This is a genomic window from Streptomyces sp. NPDC058289, assembly GCF_042880975.1.
Classification (GTDB): domain Bacteria; phylum Actinomycetota; class Actinomycetes; order Streptomycetales; family Streptomycetaceae; genus Streptomyces; species Streptomyces stoeckheimensis.
On sequence record NZ_JBHVYI010000098.1, the window covers coordinates 1 to 19,175 of the forward strand.

Consider the following 19,175-nt stretch of genomic DNA (forward strand, 5'->3'; position numbering starts at 1 on the left):
GGCCGTGACCCGTCCGGAACACGGCCTCGGCGCGCCGTTCGCCTACGGCGTCCACGTAGCGGATGCCGAGCAGGGGATGGCCCGGCACCTTGACGCCGAGTGCGTCCAGGGCGCGGACCGCGCCCGGCATCAGGCCCTCTCCGCAGGCTTTGTCGACGGGCGCGGGACGCGGTTCTGCGACCACGACGTCGAACCCGGCGAGCGCTGCGTGGATCGCGGTGGCCAGGCCCGCGGGGCCGCCGCCCACCACGAGGAGGTCGATCACGGAGTCGCGCCCAGGGCGGGTAGCGGGCGTGCAGGCGCCAGTGCGTCGTCCTCGCAGCGGATGCGTACGGCCAGTAGGACGGCGTTCAGCAGCGTGAAGCCAAGGGCGGTCACCCAGGCGGTGTGCACCAGGGGAAGGGCCGCGCCCTCGACCGCGACCGCCAGGTAGTTGGGGTGACGCAGGTGCCGGTAGGGGCCGCGGGTGATCAGCGGAAGGCCGGGGACGATCAGTACGCGGGTGTTCCAGCGGGGGCCCAGGGCGCTGATGCACCACCACCGCAGCCCCTGGGCGGCCAGCACGAGGACGAGGGCGGGCCAGCCGAGCAGGGGCAGGAAGGGCCGGTCGGCCGCCCACGGCTCCACGAGGCAGCCGAGCAGCAGGGCCGTGTGCAGGGCGACCATCGCCGGGTAGTGCCCGGCCCCGTACTCGAGCCCGCCCTTGGACCGGCTCCAGGCAGCGTTGCGGCGCGCCACGGAGAGTTCCGCGAACCGTTCGGCGATGACCAGCAGGATCAGCATGGCGTACGGCGTCATGGCGCGATCACCAGGCCAGCAGGACGAGTTCGGAGGAGAAGCCCGGCCCGAAGGCGATCATCAGGCCTGCCGATCCCGGCGGCGGCGCTGCGGCTCGGGTGTCGCGCAGGATCTGCAGCACCGAGGCGGAGGACAGGTTTCCCGTGGCGGCCAGCGCGCGGCGGGAGGGTGCCAGGGCGGAGTCCGGCAGGCCCAGCTCGTCGGCGAGCGCGTCGAGGATCTTCGGGCCGCCGGGATGGCAGATCCAGGCCGTGACGTCCCGGGGCTTGAGGTCGTGAGCGGCGAGGAAGGACTCGATCTCCTCCGCCACGTGCAGCCGGACGAGCTCGGGGACCTCCCGGCCGAGAACCATGCGGAAGCCCCAGTCGCCGACGTCCCAGCCCAGGAGGTGCTCGGTCCCCGGGTACAGGCGGCTGCGCGTGGCCGCGACCACCGGCCCGGACGAGCCGGCCGTGCGCGCTGTCCCGGAAGCGTGGTCGTCACCGACCGCCACCAGCGCGGCGGCGCCGTCTCCGAACAGGCTTCCCGCCACGAGGTTCGCCATCGAGGTGTCCGTGGGCTGCAAGGTCAGCGAGCACAGTTCGGTGGACAGCAAGAGCGCCGTGCCGTCGGGACGGCCGGTGAGGAAGTCGTGGACGCGGGCCAGCCCCGCCGCACCGGCGGAGCAGCCGAGTCCGAACATCGGGACCCGCTTGACGTCGGGCCGCAGGCCGACCCGAGCGGCCAGCCGGGCCTCCACGGAGGGCGCCGCAATGCCGGTCACGGTCGTCGAGACGACCAGGTCGATCTCCTCGGCGTGCACACCCGCCTCGTCGAGTGCCTGCTCGACCGCTTCGGCGCCCAGGGCGACGGCGAGTTCGACGAAGAGGCGGTTGGTCTGGCCGAAGCCCCCGAGCCTTCGGTACAAGTCCAGGGGGAGGGCGAGGTGACGCGTCTCCACCTGGGCCGACCCGTGCAGCCGACGCAGGAGCGCGCTGTCGGCCCCGGGCGGCAGACAGGAAGCGAGGATGTCGGTGATCTCCTGCTGCGTGTAGCGATGTGGGGGGAACGCCGTGCTCACCGCGAGGACCCGTGTCATTGGTCCAACATAGGGACAGCGGGGCGCAGGCACGCTGAACACAGCCGCCACGGGCGCGCCGGACCCATAGCGTGGTGCGGTGCCCATCATCACCACCACCGACGAAGGAGCCACCACGCCCGCGGGGTCGGCGACGGTCCGGCGCCTCGCCCGCGTGGGCTTACTAAGGGTCCTGAAGGCCAGTCACCCCGTGCCTGCCGCCGCCGTCACCCTCCTCACGGCGCTGCTGGCCGCCGCCGTCGGGCTCGGACCCGTCGCCGGAACCACGGCGGTGGCCGCGGTCGCCGCGGGCCAGTTGTCGATCGGCTGGTGCAACGACCGGCTGGACATGCGGCGCGACGTGGCGGCCGGCCGCCTCGACAAGCCGCTCGCCACCGGGGAAGTAGGGCCGGGAGTGGTGACCGCGGCCGCCTGTGCGGCCCTGCTCGCCTGCGTCCCGCTGTCGTTGGCCTGCGGCGCCCGGGCCGGCTGGGTCCACATCGGCTGCGTCGTCGCAGCCTGGTCGTACAACCTGTGGCTGAAGCACACCCCAGCCTCCTGGCTGCCGTACGCCGTCGCCTTCGGACTGCTTCCCGCCTTCCTGACGCTGACCTTGACCTCGCCGTCGGCCGGCTGGCCCCCGGTGTGGCTCACCGCGGCAGCGGCTCTGCTGGGGACCAGCGCCCACTTCGCCAATGCTCTGCCCGACATCGACGAGGACATCGCGGGCGGTGTGCTGGGACTCCCGCAGCGCGTGGGGCGACGCGCGGCCATCGCACTGGCCGCCGGCCTCGCCTTCGCCTCCTGCACGGTGATGACCCTCGCTCCGCCGGGCCCGGCGCCCCTCGCCGGACGGCTGCTGCTGGGCGTGACGCTGGCCCTCTGCCTGGCGGCACTGGCCGCACCGCCCGCCCTCGCCCGCGGCCGGGCGCCCTTCCTGATCATCCTGGCCCTGGCCGCAGCCGACGCCGCACTCCTGCTCCTCGCCGGACACGCCCTGCCCGTCGGCTGAGTCCGATCTCCGGGCGGACGTCCGGGCCCCGGTCGATCGGGGCGGCGGGGCCATCGCCCACCGGATCGTGCAGGTCAGGGCGTGCCCGGACAGGCGCCAGGGCTCGGTAGCCGCCCTGGGCCCGATCTAGCCACGGGACGACGATCTTCTCGTGCGGCTCCACCCCCTCGTACTGTCTCAGGGCCTCGCGCGCATCCACCCCGAACGACATGCCAGGGCCTACGAGTGTCACGGCTGGCCACAGCGGCGGGAGACGGCTCATGGCGGACCGGGAAGGGAACGAACACCTTCGGACAGGAACTCGTGTGGGGGCTCTACGCCCTGCACCGGGTCAGCGACCGCCCCTTGCTCGCCTTCCTTCCTTCCTTCCTTCCTCCGCGAGCTCGGCTCCCCGGACCCGCTGAGGAACTGGATCCGAGCCGCAGACGGGCGCCGGCCCGGCGCTCACTCCGCACCGCCGACCGTGCTTAAACGCTGACAGGAAGTCACCCGCGCCGCAAGCCATGCTCGAGGTTGACAACCCCAAGGAGGACACATGTCCGCGTTGTTGACCCGCATCAAGCAGTTCGCGCGCAGCCCGCAAGGGCAGCGGGTGACCGCCTCGGTCCGGCGAGCCGCCGCCTACCCCCGCAAGCGCGCACAGGCCGGACGACTGCTGAACCGCCTGCGCGGGCGCCGCTGACCGGACTGCTTGCGGCCGGACGTGGAAGGGCGCGCGGCCCTCGGAACGATCCGGGGCGGCACTCACTGCTCGCGGCCCTGGCTTCGGGTCGGCGAAGGCGAGGACACGGTGCTCCTGGCGGAGGTCGGCCGGATCGCCGGGGCGGACCACGCGCCCGATACCCGCGGCATAGAGCTTCGCCTCTCGGCTACTACATGAAGAAAGTCCCCCAAGGGGTATGCCGGACAACGGACAGCTGTTCACCCTGTCCATAACTTCTGCTCCGCCGCAAAGCCGCTCGCCAGGACGCCGGAGCCGGGGACATAGTTGGCGGCCTGGGCGAGCATCGGCTCGAAGGGCGGGGTCAGGACCACTCGGGATGGCCTCCTTCACCGCCGCTTCGAACTGGGCACTACGAGCCTCCCCGGTCCGTCCCGCGAGGGCTCGGCAGCAGGGCCACAAGGCCCTGCTGCGTCAGGCTCCCGGGCGCACGGGCTTCTGCTGGGCCCCGACCACCAGGACTCTGCAGGGGAGACGGTGTGGCGCGAGGCAGACGAAGGTTGGCTTGTGCAGCTCAGCGCGCGGACCGCCAACGCTAGTCGCTGCAACAGGTGTGGTGCCAGCCGGTTCGAATGACTCGAAGAACGGTGGGGTGCGGGGCGGGCACGGGCGCCGTGGGGCCGCGACAGGCCCCCCGTCCCGGTCGCGGCCCCACCGCTTCGAGGAGCCGTCGGCTCGATCAGCCGCCGGTGGCTGCCGCGGCGCCGATGGTGAGGGCGGCCGGGCACCCGCGAGTACATCTGCGCCTGCTCGGCGACGTGACCCCCGACCGGTTCCTGGTGCCGGTGGACGCGGACCCCGCGGAGGTCGGCCAGTCCGTGCTGCAACAGCTGTCGGACCGGTCAACTCCCTGATCAACGGTTTCATCCTGGCCTTCGAAGTCGTGGCCGCCGTCTACGACGAGACGGATCCGGAGATGCCAACCGGGGAGATTATCCAGGCCCTGGCCCTGCGCCTGGCCCAGGAGCCGACGGACCCCGACTGAACCGCGACGGGCGCACGAGGGCGCCGGCCCCGCAAGAGTGCGGGGCCGGCGCTCGTCGTGCCGTGCTGCGGGGGCGCGTCAGCGGCGGGGGCCGCCCCGGCCGTCGCCGCGACGGGTGTCCCGGCCTTCCTTGCCGTCCTCGAAGCGGACCTGCTCCTTGCGGACGGCGTCGGAGACCTCCTGCTGTTCGGTGACCTTCTCGGTCTCCAGGCGCACGCGCTCGACGGGCACGGTCTCCTTGCGGGTCACCGCGCGCTCCGCGTGCAGGGTCACCTCGGTCTCCGCCTCGCCGATGTCGCCCCGGACGCGGTCGCCCTCGCGGATCGGCTCGCGCACGACCCGGACCTCCTCGTGGGTGACCGGGACAGTAGTGGTGACGTTCTCGGTGACGACGACCTTCTTCAGGCGGGCGCGGCCGACTTCCTCATTGGCGGTGCCCACGCGCAGCCGCTCCTCGGAGCGGATCATCTCCTCCGTGCCGCGGCCCTCGCCCCGGTCGTCGACGTACGTGCCGGTGGCGATTCCGGGCGCGTCCACGGCAGTCCGCTTGGCCTTGCCGTTGCCGTTTCCGTTCGAGCCGGACAGGCCGTAGTGCTGGTAGAGCCTGCGCTCCTCGTCGGCGTCCAGGTGCTGGTCGGCGTCGACGCGCGGGGCGTCCTTCACGACATCCTTGGCGTGCGGGACGTGCAGGGCCTCACCGTCGCTGCGCGCACCCGCCAGGGGGACGAACGACTCCTTCATGCCGAACAGGCCCGTCTTGACGGTGACCCACTCGGGCTGGCCCGTCGCGTCGTCGCGGTACACCTGGCCGATGCTGCCGATCTTCTCCCCGTCGGCGTCGTAGGCCGTCAGGCTGACCAGCTGCTCGGTGCTCAGGAACCCGTTTCCAGCGCTCATCGGTACATCCTCCAGTGCGGTACGGCACGTGACGCGCGGCGACCTCGGTGTCCCGCGCTCACCCCGTGCCCCTCCCCACACCGCCCCATCAGGCGTTTCCCCGCAACCGGTACGGCGCGCACGGAGGACACCGGCCGCCCCGGGGCCCAGTGACACCACCGCGCAGCGCTCCCTCATGCACCGCGTCCGCCCTGCTCCGAACGGACCACCCCGCAGCCGTCCCGGGCGGCGGCGTCCCGCACCCCGTCACCGGACTCCCAACGCAGCAGGTCTCCGGGCTGGCAGTCGAGTACGTCGCAGAGCGCGGCGAGCGTCGCGAAGCGCACGGCCCCGCCCGAACCGCCCCGGAGGCCGCCCGATGCCCGTGATCTGCCGCCGGCGCCGCTACCCCTACGACACCACCGTCGCGGAATGGGCCCTGCTCGAACCGCTGCTGCCCGACCCCGCCTCATGAGCGGGGTCCTCTCGTGGGTGGTGTCCCCGGCCGCCGGCCGCCCGTGGCGGCGAGGGCGGCGGGTCGGATGGTTCCGTGCCCGTAGCGGGCGCGGGCGCGGTCGGTGACGGTCTCGATCGCGCGGGCTCGGTCGTCGGTGGGGTCCAGGGTGAGCTGCTCGGTGGCCTCTGTCGCGGGCCGGAGGTCTTGTGCGCGCAGGCTGATGGAGCGGACGCGGGCGCGCTGGAGGCCAAGGCTGTCGTACAGCTCGTAGGCGGTGGCGGCGAGCGGGCGGGTGTGGGCTGTGGGTTCGGGCAGCGTACGGCTGCGCGAGCTCGTGGATCGGTCGGCGTACCGGACGGACAGGGCGAGGTTCCCGGCTGCCTGGTGCTCGTCGCGGAGCCGGGCGCCGAGTTCCTCGGCGAGCTCCAGCAGACTCCGCCGGTGCTCCACCGGGTCGAGGACGTCCTGGTCGTAGCTCCGCTCCGCGCCCGCCGACTTGGCGATCGGCTGGGGCTGGACGGTGCGCAGGTCGTGGCCGTGTGCGTGGGCATGGAGCGACCGGCCGGTCGCGGCGCCAAAGATCCTGGTGAGGGCGGGCAGGGGTGCGTCGGCGAGATCGCCGATGGTGTGCAGCCCGTACGAGCGGCGTTTGGTGGCGGTGGCGGGGCCGACGCCGTGGAGGGCGGCGACGGGCCGCGGCCGCAGCCACGCCTGCACGGCGTGGGCTTCGAGCACGGTGGTGGCGCCGGGCGGAGTAACCGCAGCGGCCATCGTGGCCAGCATGCGGGTGGGGGCGATCGTGCACGTGGTCTGCACGCCGTACAAGGCCATGGTCCGCATCCGCAGGAGCGCGGCGATGCCCTCGGGGTCGCGGTTCCAGTAGCGCAGCGAGCCGGTGATATCGAGGTGCGCGGTGTCCGGCGGGATCGCCTGGACCCGCGGGGTCAGGTTCTCGGTGAGCGCCAGGAGTTGCTCGTACAGATCTGGCCGCGTGCCCTGGGGCAGGTGGAAAAAGGCGTGGAGGATGCGGCGTTCGGTCACGTCGGTCACCCCGCTGATCTGGGGCTGGTGTAGCCGAGGGCTTTGAGGTCGGCGGCCCGGGTGCCGGCGGGCTGGAGGTCCGCGTACGGGTGCAGGCGCGCTCCGCTGGTCCCGTTGGCGAGCGTCCGCGACGTCGGAGCCTGCGCGGGGGTGGGGGCCGGGCGGTCCTTGCCAAGGAGGGTGAGGACGGCGTCGGGTCCGCCGTCGCGGCGGGCGGCGGCGAGCTCGTCGAGGTTCCAGACCATCTGGCCGACGACGGTGCGGCGTGGGCCGCGGGCTTCGACGGTGCCGCGGACGAGGAGGAGTCCGCAGTGGAAGACGGTGTGGGCGACGGCGTCGTGGCTGTCGTCGAAGAAGGCGATGTCGACGAGCCCGAAGCCGTCCTCGAGGGTCACGAAGATGACCCTCTTGCCCGAGGGGATCGGCGGGGTCTGGGTGGAGGCGCGGACTCCGGCGACGAGGACCTGCTGCCCGGGGTGCATCGCTTTGAGGTGGGCGGAGTCGGTGGCGCCGATCTCGCGGAGCAGCCGGTGGTGGTGGGTCATCAGGTGCTGGGACACGTCGATCTTCAGCACGCTGAGCTCGGCGTCCAGAGTCTCGCGGCTGGTCATCTCGGGCAGCCCGGAGGGCTCGGCGGTGACGAGCTCGCCATCGAGAGGGAGCTGGCCGTCGGCGGGGCGGGCGGCGGTGTGCCGGTGGAGCTCGGCGGTCTGGAGGAGGAGGTCGCGGCGGGTGAGCGGGCCGCGGAGAGCGTCGAGGGCGCCGATCTGGATGGGGCGCTCGGCGACCGGAAACGCGGGGCGCCCGCGCATCCAGACGTCCTGGATGTGAGCCCGCAAGACGTTGACGCGACGGCGTGCGAGGGCGATCACGGCCTGGGTATGGCGTTTCCCCTCGGATCGTTTGCGGTCGTAGAAGGCCCGGGAGTTCGGGTCGTAGCGGACGCTGGTCAGCGCGGACATGTAGAAGACCCGCTGGAGGCCGCGGTGGTAGTGCCGGGGTCGGTGGAGGTTGCCGCTCTTCTTCCCTGAGTCGTGCGGTGCCGGCGGAAGGCCGGCGAAGGCAGCCAGCCGGTCCGGGGTCGCGAAGAAGGCGAGGTCACTGCCGACTCCGGCGAGGAACTCGACTCCGAGGAGAGGTCCGATGCCGGGCATGCTCGTGATGATCTCCGCGAGGTCGTGGGCGCGAAAGCGGCCCTCGATGAGCCGGTCGATCTCCGCGACCTTGTCGTTCAACACCCGCACGTCCGCGGCAAGGGTCCGCGCCAACTGGGCGACGACCGCTTCGCCGGGTACTGAGGTGAGCTGCTGTTCGGCGGCGCCGACCGCCGTCGCCGCGAGCTCCTCCGGATGCGGACACCCCGAGCGCGGAGCCAGCGGGTCAGCCGGGCGATGCCCATGCGGCGTATCGCGGCAGGCGTCTGGTAACCGTCGAGGAGGACCAGCGGGCCGACGCTGGTAAGGACAAGAGCGCGTTCCAGGGCGGGGAACATGCCGGTCAGCGTGGAGCGCAGGCGGTTGATCGCCCGAGTACGGTCACGGACGAGGTCCGTGCGACGGCTGGTGAGGCCTTCAGCTCGATGGTGGCCTCGTCGTTGGGCCGCGTCGGCTTGAGATCCCGGCAGATGCGGGCCTGGTCTGCGATGACCAAGGCGTCGCGGGCGTCGGTCTTTCCCTCGCCGCGGTATCCGTCGCTGGCCCGATTGACGACCCGGCCGGGGATGTAGAGGAGGTCCTGGCCGTGGCCAGTGAGTAGGGCCAGGAGGAGTGCGGGCTCGCCGCCGGCCATGTCGACGGCCCAGGTGACGTGGTCTCCCAGGGCAAGGACGTCTTGGAGGAGCTGGAGTAACTCCGGCTCTCCGTTCGGCACCCGCCGGGACAGCAGTTTCGTGCCGTCTTGGTCGATGGCGACGCAGTGGTGGTGGGTCTTGCCGCTGTCGATTCCGGCCCAGATCCGGTTCATCGTGCTCCAGACGATCGTGCGTGCAGGTCTGCCGCAGACGACCTCGCCGGCATGGCCTTACGCAGCGATCTTTGTCGCACTTCCCAATTGGGCGGCCGGGTCGTCGTGGGGCGCCGGGCGGCCAAGCCACTGCAGCCACGGATGGCAGCCAACTAGAAGCCACACCCGGCACCCCCGGGCGGCCCAACCATACGAAGGGCTCGGCCATCCCGTCCCAGGAACGTAAGGCCAAGTAGAACGCTAAGTCTCAACTGCTGTGACTTAGCGCTCTACTTGGCCTCTACGGCCAACCCGAACGCTCAGCGGCGGAACCGTGGTACGGCCGGGCGCGACGGTGCGGATGACTACGGAGTACGGGACCAACGGATGGGGTCGCCGCCGGGGCCGCCGGTGAGCCAGGAACCGTCGCCCAGGGGCACCAGCTCGTAGGGGTTGCTCGCCTCGACGGTGAATTCGCCGCTGAGCGTGCCCGTGCGTACGTCGACCACGTGGTAACGGAACCACTCTTCCTCGTCCTGACTCTCACCGCCCAGGGTGACGATGGCCGTGTGCTCGGTCAGGTAGCCGCCGCCCCATTCCACGAAGACTTCCTCCGGGCCGTACCCGAAGGCTTCGACGGGGAGGGTGAAGAGCACGTCCCCGTTGGGGTGGCCGTGGAAGGCAACGTCCGCCTGCCCGTGGTCCACGGTCATGAACTGCTGCCCGGACGGTGCCAGGTCGATCAGGCAGCGGTCCGACCACGGGTACGTCACGAACTCCGGCTCGCTGTCCGCCCCGCCCGTACCCCGAAGAATGACGGAGCCGTCCTGGCCCTCACCGACGTCGAGGTAGATGCTGCCATCCACGGGATGCACGTGGTGGAAGGCGCCATGCCCGACCGTCTCCAGCTCCCAGCGGGCGAGAACCACACCGCTCTCGGCGTCGTGCACGACCCACTGGTCGCCGCCCCCGCGTCCCGCCATCGCGTCCGGCCGGTAAACCCACACCGTCCGCCCGTCCAGAGACAGCGCACAGCCAGGCCGGTGACCATGGCGTACGTCAGAGTGCGGCTCGAAGTCCGAGGACCACACAAGGTCGCCGGCACCCGTGAGGCAGACGACTCCGTTCAGCGTCGTGTACACGACCCGCCCCAGATCCTGCCGGACCACCGACGCTACGACCTCGTCGCCATCCCGCGGCTGGAACCTCGCTGCGGGCTCCAGCGTCCCGTAGACGCCGACGCCGACGCCGACGCCGACGCCGACGCCGACGCCGACGCCGGCGCCCACGACGTAGGCGTGGATCCGCCCGTCGCGGAGACGCGTGATGACCTTCGGGGGTGGCTCAGGAATCATCCGCTGAGGCTAACGCCCAGGTCAGGCTCCTCAAGATCCGGGGCGGTATGCGCCCGAGCAGGGTAGGCACGGGCCAGCTACAACGCTAAAGGGCCAGGTAGAGCGCCAAGTCTCAGCCGGTGTGACTTAGTGCTGTTAGTTGGCCAAGCTGGCCAACTAACAGCACTAAGATCCAGAAGCTGCTGGTGGAGGCTCAGCCACGCGCAGCAAGCGAGTTCCCCTGCCTGCAGAGGACAAAGTCGTGGCCCAGTTGGCTCCATCGGTGGGTTGCAAGAACGTCTGTTGGTCAGCGGCAGGAACGGCTCTCTCTCCACGCAAGCGATGTCGGGAAGTTCAGAGAACGCCACGCGGCGGGTTCCGGTGCGTGCGGCCGCCCAGGGTGCGGCCCCGACCACCATGCCCGCGACGGTCGTCACCCCGGCACACGGTGCGGCTCGCGGAGATCGGCAGGACCGCCGTGGTGAGGTGCGTGGCCGCAGTGCTCGGGTGGGGCCAGTTGCCCTGATCAGCCGTCCGAACGGGTCTCTGTCGCTTGACGTGCGGCGAGGAGCGCTCGTTGCCTGACATCGCCGAACAACTGGATCGTGGTGGCGGCCAGGACGTCATCCCTGCCGATGGTTCGCCCGTCTCCCGTGCGGATCGAAAATGCCAGGAGGGACTCCGGTATAGGTGGGCACTGGTCAGCCAGATCGCCCGGCGTCATTAGGGTGACCGTGCCGAACCGCTTGATCCCGCCCTCCCGGACGACCATGGCTGCGTCTCGGGCGAGGTCCGTCAGGAACACGCTCGCTAGCCCGTCCAAATCGCGGACCATCGCTGGGACAGCTGCGGTACCCCGGCTGCGCAACAGCTTCCTGATCCCGGGCTCGAACCTGTGGGCGCCCACCACACCACCCGACCTGCGCGACCTGCTGCCCCTGGGAGCCTGGACGCCGCCGCCGGTCAGACCCTTGAACGTAGGGCTGTGGTGGTACCAGCTGTTACCCACCTCCAACTCGACGTCCCAGCTGAGGGCTGCCACAAGGTCCCTGGGAAGCAGCTTCTTTCGGGCCTCTTCTGCCGCTGCTCGCCGTGCACCGTCGATGATGTCCGTCAGGACCGTCCGCGTCACCGACGCGGCGGCCCGCGCGGCCGACCGCGAGACGTGCAGCCGGGTGACGTCCCTGAACACCGCCTTGACGAGGGAAGGCTTGAATGACGCAACGTCCACGCCCGCGGCGGACGCGAAACCGATGCGCCGGGGACGTATGGGCTGTTCGGGCATATGAAAGGACACTCCCTGTTATCGGTATGGTCCAGGGCCGGCTTCTCCGCGCGACCGCTACACGGGCAAGTGCTCAGATCGAAGGGGACCTCGGAAAGGGCCTCAGCAACGGCGCCGTCCTCACCGAGCGACTCCGGGACCGGGCGCTCTGCCCCCCGCCGCTGCACATCACCAGAAGGTAGTTCGACCAGAAGCCTGGGTGTAGCAGCAGTGACTCGTCCGGCACCAATGGGCCGACGCCGTATTCCTTGATCAGCACCTCACGATCCTGTCACCGACCACTGGCACGATCCGATCCGGGCCGGCAAGGGGACGCAGTCCAGTGATGGGACGAGCTCTTAGAACCTCTAACAAAATGATCTTCGAGGTGGTTGGATCACTCCGGGGCCGTTGATCTGGGGGTGCGGGGTGGCTCGGCGGAAGCCGTGGGATGTCGATGACGAGCTGTGGGCGGTGATCGAGCCGCTACTGCCGAAGGTCGAACGTCGCACTCGTCATCTCGGGCGGAAGCGTCATCCGGACCGGCTGGTGTTCCAGGGCATCTTGTTCGTGCTGCATATCGGGATCGCCTGGGAACACCTCCCGCAGGAGCTCGGCTTCGGGTCAGGCATGACGTGCTGGCGACGCCTGGCCGAGTGGACCGAGGCCGACGTGTGGCGCCGGCTCCATGAAGCGCTCTTGGCCAAGCTCCGCAGCGCGGACGTCCTGGACCTCTCCCGGGCGGCGGTCGACGGCTCCCACATCCGGGCGTTAAAAGGGGCCCAAGACTGAACACGGCTCCGGACTCGGCACTCAACGCTGGGTTGTCGAGCGCACCTTCGCCCACCTGCACTGGTTCCGCCGCCTACCGTTTCGAGGCTCTGTCGCGCACCTACAGGACGACCCCTTGGCCTCCGTCCGCTTCCTTGCCCGACTGCAGATCTTGAGCTGCGCCCCTCCGCGGCAGTGGCCGCTGCTCGACAGGGCACTGCTCGCCGATGCCCGGGAGGCGGCGCGCCACCTGGACGGAGTCGGGTCGCGCTGGGGTTGGGTCCTGTACAGGCTGGGACGCGAGCGTCACGTCTACGCCCTGGTGGCGCGACTCGTCGGTGATCCCGCCACCCGGGACATCGGCGCCGGCCTGGCCCGGGAGGCGTGTCATGACTGGCGGGCGGCCCCGGTCGAAGTCCTGCCCCTGCTGGTCCGCCATTGCGGAGAGGGGATCAGCCCGGCCATGGCCAAAGCCCTTACCACCGCCTCCATCTCAGAGGCTGCCCTGCGGACACACCGCGCACTGATCGCCGCGGTCCCCTTCACTCCGTATCCCAAGGCCCATCGACCTTCCGGCAGCCCGCCGCCGTCGTACGACAGCGCCGCGGCGGCAGCGGTCCTTGAAGCCAAACCCGTGGACACCGGGCGACTTCAACGTGCCCCCGAGATCTTCTCGGCCCTGCTGGACGCGGGCCCACTGACGTTCCGGCAGGCCGCCCAGCTGTACAACCTCACCTTCAAACGGCCTGGCCGCATTCAGGCGGCATGCGCTTCGCTATGGCTCCGGCACGCCGGTCCCACGGCTCTTCCCCGCCTTCTCGCTCTCATGACACCGCACCTAGGTGATTACGGGATTGGCGAGTACTACTCGGAAGGCCTCGCACGAATGGGCCGGCGAGCGATGCCCGCACTGCCGTCACTGACGGCGCTGATCGACCGGCGTACCCGCATACCGGTCAACGACTCCACAAGGGACGGCGAGACGATGCTGGACGAACGCCTGCTTGCTGCCGCGATCGACGCCCGTCGTGCGATCCTCGCCGACAACGCTTCCTGATAGTCGTCACCGCTCCACCCGCCCCAGGCCCCAGACCGCGCCGCGGCAGTCGATTCTCCACTCCGGCTCATCGCCACGAACCCGACGATGTTGGATGGCGGCATGGTGAGACGCAAGAAGGAGAAGAAGAACGGGCCCGCCTGGGGTATTCCGAAGGGGGATAGTCCTGTTGGCGACGCCGGATGGCTGGCGCACCAGCGTCCTCACTATGGAAGGCGGCATGCTCTGCGGGCGCCTGGACGTGCCGATCAACACGAACCCAGAAGACGCACGGGCCTCTGCGGCAGTCATGGTGACGGGACTTGCCATCGACTTCCACGACACCGTTGTAGAGGTTCACTGGGATCCACCCACGGAGCCTTGTTCATGGACAGCCCAGGTCACCCTCGTCTCCGAGAATGAACAAACTTCGTCGGCCACCGAGGGTTAAACGGCAAGCACCGTTACTGCCGCTTGGCGTTGCCGGGTCGTTTCGGGGTCAGGCATCCCAGTCCGCGTAGTCCCCGATCGCCACGTCGTCGCAGGAGGTGTCTCAGAACCCGTCGCGCACGAGAGCGGTCTCGTCGATGCTGGAGACGAGATCACGCAGCTCGTTCGCCCTCTCCGTGCACACGTCGTCGTTGTCGTCCGCATAGAACGGGAAGCGTGCGATCACGGCCGCGACGCATCGGTTGAAGGAGTCGAGGTCTCTGTTCACGTGCCAGGCCGCCGCGGACTGAATCTGCACCACGTGGCCACTGGCCACGTCGACGCCTACGTGTCCGGACAAGCCACTCGTCGCGATGGCGACCACTCCCCGCTTGCCGAGCCCCCCGAAGTCCACCGGCTCGATCAGCGGCCGGTACTCGTATCCGATCAACCCGCCTGGAATGCCGGTCTCCCGCAGATCGATAGCGATCTGGATGGGTACCCCGGGTGGGGCCTCGGCGGGGATCAAGACGAACTCGGGCTTCGGCAAGTACGGCAGGGAAGAGCTCACAGGAACATCCTCTCCCGATGCGGGCTGTCAATGTCTTGAGCCAGTTGTGCGGCATAGGCGAGGAGCCGGTCGCGCAGGTGTTGGCGTACACGGTCCTGGTGGCCGGGGGCCTGGATCCAGCGGGCCTCACGGAGGAGTCGCTCAGGTTCTTCCCGCCCGGCGCTTGTCTGCAGGGCCGGCGCCAGTTCGAGTTCGCCGTGGGTGAGATGGGTCCACAAGACCGTGGAAGCGGCCAGGTGCCGGATCGGGCTCCACCACGCGGGCCCGTGGTACGGGGTGGAAGTGTGGGTACGGACGGTATCGGCGAGTTCTGCCCAGTCGGAGGCGGGCAGACCGGCTGCACGGGGGTCCTGGCGGCGCCGGTGGTAGTCGATGGGGGCATCGAGCCTGCTTACGAGGTCGGCCAAGCGGAGGAGTATCTGCCCATATTCATGGTTCTTGCGGCCTTGGTGCAGCGAGCGGTTCATGACGCTGGTGGTGTGCTGCAGGAGGGCGGGGCTGAGGCCGAGGTAGCGGGCCGCGGCGGGGCGCGGGAGTCCGAGGGACATCTGGATGAGCTGGAGGGCCGCGTCCCGGCGAAGGGCCGTGGGCTCGACGTCGAGCCCGGTCAGGAGCGCGGTCCATTCGTGGGGAAGGCGTGCGGGGACATGGCGGGCCTCGAACCGCTCGTGGCGCCCGGGGGCCGGCTTGGATCGGAGCCTCGCCGGCGACCTCGGCGTCAACCTCGACGAGAACCGGATGCAGGCCGAACTCGGCGGCACCCTTGCCCCCGCCCTCCACAGCAACGGCTACGCCCTTGAAGCGGTCCACGGCGTTCTCGGCCACCTCTTCGACCGTGGGCTGCACCACGTCCGAGCCGCGTGCGACGCCCGCAACAGCGCCTCCGTCCGACTCCTGGAACGCGCGGGCTTCGCCTTCGAAGGCCGCAGCGCCGAATCGCTCTGGCAACGGGGCGAATGGACCGACCTGTTCCTCTTCGGCCTCCTCGCACGTAACTGGAAGCCTCAGAACTTCACTTCCTAGACGTGGAGCCCCTAGCGTGAAACGTTCACCTGGCTGCCTCGCTTACCGACCAGGGCGGCCGGTTCCATCAGCTCGCGAAGTGGCCCGGGTATGGCTGTCCATCGAGGTCGGCCGGCTCTTCGGTCAGACCCAGGTGTACGTCTCGTCGGTGACCGGCTCGAGCGCGGCGTCGATGACGCCTGCGCGGGGTGTGGCCAGGGCCGCGAGGGCAGGGCCGATGGGCGGGAAGATCGGCAGCTCGGCGGTCTTGCGGTAGTCGATCCACTCGATGATCCCGACTTCGTGGCTGCCGTCGGGCTGTTCGTCGAGTTCCTGCTCGGCGAGGGTGTCGCGGAGCTCGGGGGTGATGTGGAGGCGGTAGATCATGTGGAGCTTGCGCGGTGGCGGGGTGGGGCCGGGGCGGGTGACGCGCTGGTCGACGACCCATAGGAGTTCGCCGCCGTCGGCCTGGTCGATGTCCAGGCTGAGTTCTTCCGCGAGCTCACGGCGGAGGGCTTCGCGAAGGTCTTCGCCGTCCTCGACGTTGCCGCCCGGCGGGGTGTAGTGGGTGGAGTGGGCGCGGTCACGGCGGATGAGGGCGACGTCGTCGCCGCAGAAGATGACGGCCCCGGTCCGGATCTTGATCCGGGAGAACGGGACCGTCTGCTTCTCGGGAGTGCTGGTCATGGCGGCCAGTATCACGGCCCGAACGCGGGGCCGGGCGGGCTTTGCTCCTCGTTCACCCGACCGCCGGGGCCCCGGTCTCCTGGCTTGGTCAGCGGGCTCGCAGCCCGGGCAGGGCGAATTCCGTGCGGCCGGTGGCCATGGTGGTGTGCTCGATCCAGCCGTCCGGCAAGGTCAGCACGTGGCGCCGTAGCTGGCAGCCGGTGGCGTGCATTACCGGGGAGAGGTGGCAGGGGTCGAGTTCCTTCACCAGGAGGCTCGGCGTGGTGGTGCTCGGATTCTTTCTTCCCCGCGACCGCGATCGGCAGACGTCCGGCCGGGGTGAGGGGCAGCGGCGTGATCCGCCAGATCGGACCGCGGACGGTGGAGAGGCTGGCCTGGCCGAAGCCTCGTTCCTCTCGCGGGGTCATCGGCTCGCCGTTGGTGGCGGCCAGCCCGCGGAACAGCTGATTCTCTTCGACTGGTTCGACCAGGACCGTGACGGCCAGCTCTCGGAAGGTGACCTGCAGGCGACGGCGAAGGTGTTCGCGCAGGTCGCCCGTGACGAGGACCACACGAACGTGGCCGTGATCCATGCCGCGTTCGGGCAGTGGTGGCAGCTGCTCCTGGAGCACGCGGACACCGACGGCGACGGGCAGGTCTCGCGGCCCGAGTTCGTTACGGCGATGCAGGACAGCGTCACCGCCCCCGAGCATTTCGAGAGCGCGGTCATGGCGATCGCCGACGCGGTGATGAACGCCGCCGATACCAACACGGATGGTGTCCTGAGCCAGGACGAATATGTGGCCATGTACGAGGTGCTGGGCGTCTCCCCGGAGCGCTCCGTGCCCGCGTTCGGCCGCCTCGACCTCGACGGCGACGGTGTGATCAGTCACCACGAGTACCGCACCGCCATCGTCGACTTCTACCTCAGCACCGACCCCAACGCCCCCGGTAACTACCTCCTGGGCCCGATCGCGGCCTGACCGCCCTCCCCCCCCGGCGCCCCGCAGCCTTCGCCGAGGGGCATGCACAGTGGGAGAGATGGACGGTCGGACATGGCTCGGTCGGGTCAGGGGCGGTGCAGACCTGCTCGGTGAGCACTTCGTCGAGTCTTTGCGGGCCGTGCGCCAGATCAGTTCACGGGGCTGCTCGCGGCGGACGGGCCCCCGGGCCCGGGCCTGCTGCCCGTCGTGCCCCGGCACCCGAATCAGGGCGCCGGGGCACGAGGTCGGGGCACGGCATGCGCCGCGCCCCGACGGAGGGGGCTGACGGGGGAGTCAGGGGAGCTGGACGGAGTTCCAGTCCCAGCTCTTGACGGGGACCTTGTAGCTGGGAGTGAAGGGCTGGATGAGGCTTGCGGTGTCGGCGAGGCCGGTGTACATGGTGATGCTGCTGTCCGCGTTGCGGTACATCATGCCCATGTCGGTGCGCCCGTCGCCGTTGTAGTCCCCGGCGATCAGCTTCATGGAGGCGCGGTCCCAGTTCTTGGCGGGGACGGTGTAGCCGGCCTTGAAGGCGTTGAACCCGCCGTCTGCCTTGGTGAGGGAGCTGTAGAAGGTGATCGAGGTGTCGGGCTTGTGGACCGTCATCAGCGCGTCGCTGCGGCCGTCACCGTTGAGGTCGCCTGCGTGCAGCTCGATGTTCTTCCAGTCCCAGTTGTTGGCGGGGACGGTGTAGCCGGGAGTGAAGGGCTGGATGAGGCCTGCGCTGTCGGCGAGACCGGTGTACATGGTGAGGCTGGTGTTGCCGTTTCGGTACAGCATCCCCATGTCGGTGCGGCCGTCACCGTTGAAGTCCCCGGCGATCAGCTTCATGGAGCTGCGGTCCCAGTTCTTCGCCGGGACGGTGTAGCCGGGCTTGTACTCGTTGAAGCCGCCGTCGGCCTTACTGAGAGAGCTGTAGAAAGCGATCGACGTGTCCGCGTGGTGATACACCATGACCGCGTCGGAGCGGCCGTCACCGTTGGCGTCGCCGGCGTACAGATCGATGGCGCTCCAGTCCAGGCTGTTGGCCGGGATGGTGTAGCTGGAGGTGAAGGGCTGGATGAGGCCCGAGGCATCGGCGAGGCCGGTGTACATGCTGATGCTGCTGTCGCCGTTGCGGTACATCATGCCGACATCGGTGCGGCCGTCACCGTTGAAGTCGCCGGTGATGAGCTTCATGGCCTTGGGGTCCCAGCTCTTGACGGGGACGGTGTAGCCGGGCTTGAACTCGTTGAACCCGCCGTCCGCCTTGCTCAGCGAGCTGTAGAACGTGATCGAGGAGTCAGCGTTGTAATACACCATGACCGCGTCCGAGCGTCCGTCACCGTTCAGATCGCGCTGGACGGCAAAACGCCGATCCGTCTCATCGACCCAGGCCTTGAGACCGTTCGTAGGCGTGGCGACAGCATCCGTCCGCGTCTCCGCTTCGGGCGTACCCAGGCAGCCACTCTGCCAGGAGCGGCTGCTGATACCCACCAGCTGCCCCTTGCTGTTGACGAGCGGACCTCCGGCGTCGCCCTGGCAGATGGCATCGGTGCCCTTGCCATTGAGCGCCAACGTGGTCGAATCCGTGGACGCGACCTGGAATGCCGCGGTGTGGACCTTCCCGGGCACCCAGTCGATCTTGGTACGGCCGAAACCGGCGGCGTTCACGGCATCGTTCACGGCCGGCTTCGTGGTGGCGAACTTGACGCGGTCGATGCCGGCGACGGGCGCCGACAGCTTCGCGAGCACCACATCACGATCACCGTGCGGCACGATGTTGATCACATCAAGCGTGGTCTTGCCGATCTTCGCCGTCGCCTTCAGTTCCGGCATGCCCGCTACGACGGCTGCGCCGGGTGTCTTGGCGAAGCAACTCGTTGCGGTCATGACCCAGCTCGCGTTGACGAGAACGGCGGAACAGGCTCGGCTGTTCGCCTCGTCCCCGATGTTCAGCTGGGCGGTGTAGGTGTACTGCCCTGCGGCGGCGGGGGTGCCTACGGCTGCCAGGGCAGCACCGGCGGGCATGAGCGCGGCGGCGCCTGCGAGGGTCACGGCCACGGCCGTGGCCACAGTGTGCGGGCGTATGTGGGACATGGTGTTCCTTGTGTTGGGCTTTGGGAAGGGGCGAGCGGCTGGACCGAGCGCTGCGCAGCGTCGCAGGGACCGAGCGCGAACCTGTGTCGACGAGCGCGGTGAGGTTTCGGCGGGTGCCGTCACAACGCCCCTGTTGTGTCGGTGGTAGGCGT

At 69.8% G+C, this 19,175-nt stretch carries 19 protein-coding genes and 3 pseudogenes; 7 read left to right on the top strand and 15 right to left on the bottom strand.

The features are described 5' to 3' along the window. The 3 genes from ACFVX6_RS34120 to ACFVX6_RS34130 form a co-directional block, all read right to left on the bottom strand. Positions 1-265 (bottom strand): NAD(P)/FAD-dependent oxidoreductase (locus ACFVX6_RS34120; protein WP_389698127.1); only part of this gene is annotated, 265 nt, incomplete at its 3' end. Then, positions 262-798 carry an isoprenylcysteine carboxyl methyltransferase family protein gene (locus tag ACFVX6_RS34125; protein ID WP_389698129.1) on the bottom strand — a complete coding sequence of 179 codons (537 nt, stop codon included), beginning with the start codon at positions 796-798 and terminating at the stop codon, positions 262-264. The genes ACFVX6_RS34125 and ACFVX6_RS34120, both read right to left, overlap by 4 nt. Positions 799-805: 7 nt before the next feature. Next, entirely contained in the window at positions 806-1,876 is a 1,071-nt protein-coding gene (locus ACFVX6_RS34130; RefSeq protein WP_389698131.1) for a type III polyketide synthase, read from the bottom strand. Between the two features lie 79 nt (positions 1,877-1,955). On the opposite strand from ACFVX6_RS34130, the gene ACFVX6_RS34135 reads away from it, so the two are divergent. The 3 genes from ACFVX6_RS34135 to ACFVX6_RS34145 all read left to right on the top strand — a co-directional run bounded on the left by ACFVX6_RS34135 (position 1,956) and on the right by ACFVX6_RS34145 (position 4,442). Beyond that, a complete protein-coding gene (locus ACFVX6_RS34135; protein ID WP_389698133.1) occupies positions 1,956-2,867 on the top strand; it encodes a UbiA family prenyltransferase in 912 nt (303 codons plus the stop codon). Between the two features lie 535 nt (positions 2,868-3,402). Continuing rightward, the gene (locus ACFVX6_RS34140; RefSeq protein WP_389698135.1) at positions 3,403-3,549 is read left to right on the top strand and encodes a hypothetical protein; all 147 of its coding nucleotides are present in this window, start codon (positions 3,403-3,405) and stop codon (positions 3,547-3,549) included. Positions 3,550-4,277: 728 nt separating this feature from the next. Then, positions 4,278-4,442 carry a hypothetical protein gene (locus ACFVX6_RS34145; protein WP_389698137.1) on the top strand — a complete coding sequence of 55 codons (165 nt, stop codon included), beginning with the start codon at positions 4,278-4,280 and terminating at the stop codon, positions 4,440-4,442. 209 nt (positions 4,443-4,651) lie between these two features. Here ACFVX6_RS34145 and ACFVX6_RS34150 read toward each other — a convergent pair whose 3' ends face one another. The 7 genes and pseudogenes from ACFVX6_RS34150 to ACFVX6_RS34180 form a co-directional block, all read right to left on the bottom strand. Then, entirely contained in the window at positions 4,652-5,470 is an 819-nt protein-coding gene (locus tag ACFVX6_RS34150; protein ID WP_389698139.1) for a DUF2382 domain-containing protein, read from the bottom strand. A gap of 173 nt (positions 5,471-5,643) precedes the next feature. After that, positions 5,644-5,796: a helix-turn-helix domain-containing protein gene (locus ACFVX6_RS34155; protein WP_389698141.1), complete on the bottom strand. Its 153-nt coding sequence runs from the start codon at positions 5,794-5,796 to the stop codon at positions 5,644-5,646. 122 nt (positions 5,797-5,918) lie between these two features. Further along, a complete protein-coding gene (locus ACFVX6_RS34160; RefSeq protein WP_389698143.1) occupies positions 5,919-6,956 on the bottom strand; it encodes a hypothetical protein in 1,038 nt (345 codons plus the stop codon). Then, a pseudogene (locus tag ACFVX6_RS34165) lies at positions 6,953-7,774 on the bottom strand (DNA polymerase III subunit alpha); the annotation flags it as partial. The pseudogene ACFVX6_RS34165 and the gene ACFVX6_RS34160, both read right to left, overlap by 4 nt. Then, positions 7,766-8,909, bottom strand: a pseudogene (locus ACFVX6_RS34170) (IS110 family transposase); the annotation flags it as partial. The pseudogenes ACFVX6_RS34170 and ACFVX6_RS34165, both read right to left, overlap by 9 nt. Before the next feature lie 344 nt (positions 8,910-9,253). Further along, positions 9,254-10,243 carry a hypothetical protein gene (locus ACFVX6_RS34175; protein ID WP_389698145.1) on the bottom strand — a complete coding sequence of 330 codons (990 nt, stop codon included), beginning with the start codon at positions 10,241-10,243 and terminating at the stop codon, positions 9,254-9,256. Between the two features lie 505 nt (positions 10,244-10,748). Beyond that, positions 10,749-11,507: a hypothetical protein gene (locus ACFVX6_RS34180; protein ID WP_389698147.1), complete on the bottom strand. Its 759-nt coding sequence runs from the start codon at positions 11,505-11,507 to the stop codon at positions 10,749-10,751. Positions 11,508-11,915: 408 nt separating this feature from the next. Between ACFVX6_RS34180 and ACFVX6_RS34185 the strand changes: the two are divergent. Continuing rightward, a pseudogene (locus tag ACFVX6_RS34185) lies at positions 11,916-12,266 on the top strand (transposase); the annotation flags it as partial. Positions 12,267-12,393: 127 nt separating this feature from the next. Beyond that, positions 12,394-13,314: a hypothetical protein gene (locus tag ACFVX6_RS34190; RefSeq protein ID WP_389698149.1), complete on the top strand. Its 921-nt coding sequence runs from the start codon at positions 12,394-12,396 to the stop codon at positions 13,312-13,314. Positions 13,315-13,846: 532 nt separating this feature from the next. Here the strand turns inward: ACFVX6_RS34190 and ACFVX6_RS34195 are convergent. Further along, positions 13,847-14,293, bottom strand: coding sequence for an SUKH-4 family immunity protein (locus ACFVX6_RS34195; protein ID WP_389698151.1), 447 nt, complete (start codon positions 14,291-14,293; stop codon positions 13,847-13,849). Then, positions 14,290-14,841 (bottom strand): hypothetical protein, encoded by a 552-nt coding sequence (locus tag ACFVX6_RS34200; RefSeq protein ID WP_389698153.1) that lies wholly within the window; start codon positions 14,839-14,841, stop codon positions 14,290-14,292. Before ACFVX6_RS34200 ends, ACFVX6_RS34195 begins: the two co-directional genes overlap by 4 nt. 4 nt (positions 14,842-14,845) lie before the next feature. Here ACFVX6_RS34200 and ACFVX6_RS34205 point away from each other — a divergent pair, with 4 nt between their 5' ends. Continuing rightward, positions 14,846-15,316 carry a GNAT family N-acetyltransferase gene (locus ACFVX6_RS34205; RefSeq protein WP_389698155.1) on the top strand — a complete coding sequence of 157 codons (471 nt, stop codon included), beginning with the start codon at positions 14,846-14,848 and terminating at the stop codon, positions 15,314-15,316. 123 nt (positions 15,317-15,439) lie between these two features. On the opposite strand, the gene ACFVX6_RS34210 is transcribed toward ACFVX6_RS34205, so the two are convergent. Then, positions 15,440-15,982 (bottom strand): NUDIX hydrolase, encoded by a 543-nt coding sequence (locus ACFVX6_RS34210; protein ID WP_389698157.1) that lies wholly within the window; start codon positions 15,980-15,982, stop codon positions 15,440-15,442. A gap of 88 nt (positions 15,983-16,070) precedes the next feature. After that, on the bottom strand, positions 16,071-16,229 hold the full coding sequence (locus ACFVX6_RS34215) for a hypothetical protein (RefSeq protein WP_389698159.1): 159 nt from the start codon (positions 16,227-16,229) through the stop codon (positions 16,071-16,073). Positions 16,230-16,242: 13 nt separating this feature from the next. Between ACFVX6_RS34215 and ACFVX6_RS34220 the strand changes: the two genes are divergently transcribed. Further along, a complete protein-coding gene (locus ACFVX6_RS34220) occupies positions 16,243-16,944 on the top strand; it encodes an EF-hand domain-containing protein (protein WP_389698161.1) in 702 nt (233 codons plus the stop codon). A 294-nt stretch (positions 16,945-17,238) separates the two neighbouring features. Here ACFVX6_RS34220 and ACFVX6_RS34225 read toward each other — a convergent pair whose 3' ends face one another. Beyond that, entirely contained in the window at positions 17,239-19,023 is a 1,785-nt protein-coding gene (locus tag ACFVX6_RS34225; RefSeq protein WP_389698163.1) for an FG-GAP-like repeat-containing protein, read from the bottom strand. Positions 19,024-19,175: the final 152 nt, after the last annotated feature.

Coding starts and splice junctions, on each gene's coding strand:
- ACFVX6_RS34210 (WP_389698157.1), bottom strand. CDS start 15,982: ATGACCAGCACTCCCGAGAAGCAGACGGTCCCGTTCTCCCGGATCAAG.
- ACFVX6_RS34175 (WP_389698145.1), bottom strand. CDS start 10,243: ATGATTCCTGAGCCACCCCCGAAGGTCATCACGCGTCTCCGCGACGGG.
- ACFVX6_RS34200 (WP_389698153.1), bottom strand. CDS start 14,841: ATGTCCCTCGGACTCCCGCGCCCCGCCGCGGCCCGCTACCTCGGCCTC.
- ACFVX6_RS34125 (WP_389698129.1), bottom strand. CDS start 798: ATGACGCCGTACGCCATGCTGATCCTGCTGGTCATCGCCGAACGGTTC.
- ACFVX6_RS34150 (WP_389698139.1), bottom strand. CDS start 5,470: ATGAGCGCTGGAAACGGGTTCCTGAGCACCGAGCAGCTGGTCAGCCTG.
- ACFVX6_RS34180 (WP_389698147.1), bottom strand. CDS start 11,507: ATGCCCGAACAGCCCATACGTCCCCGGCGCATCGGTTTCGCGTCCGCC.
- ACFVX6_RS34130 (WP_389698131.1), bottom strand. CDS start 1,876: ATGACACGGGTCCTCGCGGTGAGCACGGCGTTCCCCCCACATCGCTAC.
- ACFVX6_RS34140 (WP_389698135.1), top strand. CDS start 3,403: ATGTCCGCGTTGTTGACCCGCATCAAGCAGTTCGCGCGCAGCCCGCAA.
- ACFVX6_RS34225 (WP_389698163.1), bottom strand. CDS start 19,023: ATGTCCCACATACGCCCGCACACTGTGGCCACGGCCGTGGCCGTGACC.
- ACFVX6_RS34205 (WP_389698155.1), top strand. CDS start 14,846: ATGAGCTGGAGGGCCGCGTCCCGGCGAAGGGCCGTGGGCTCGACGTCG.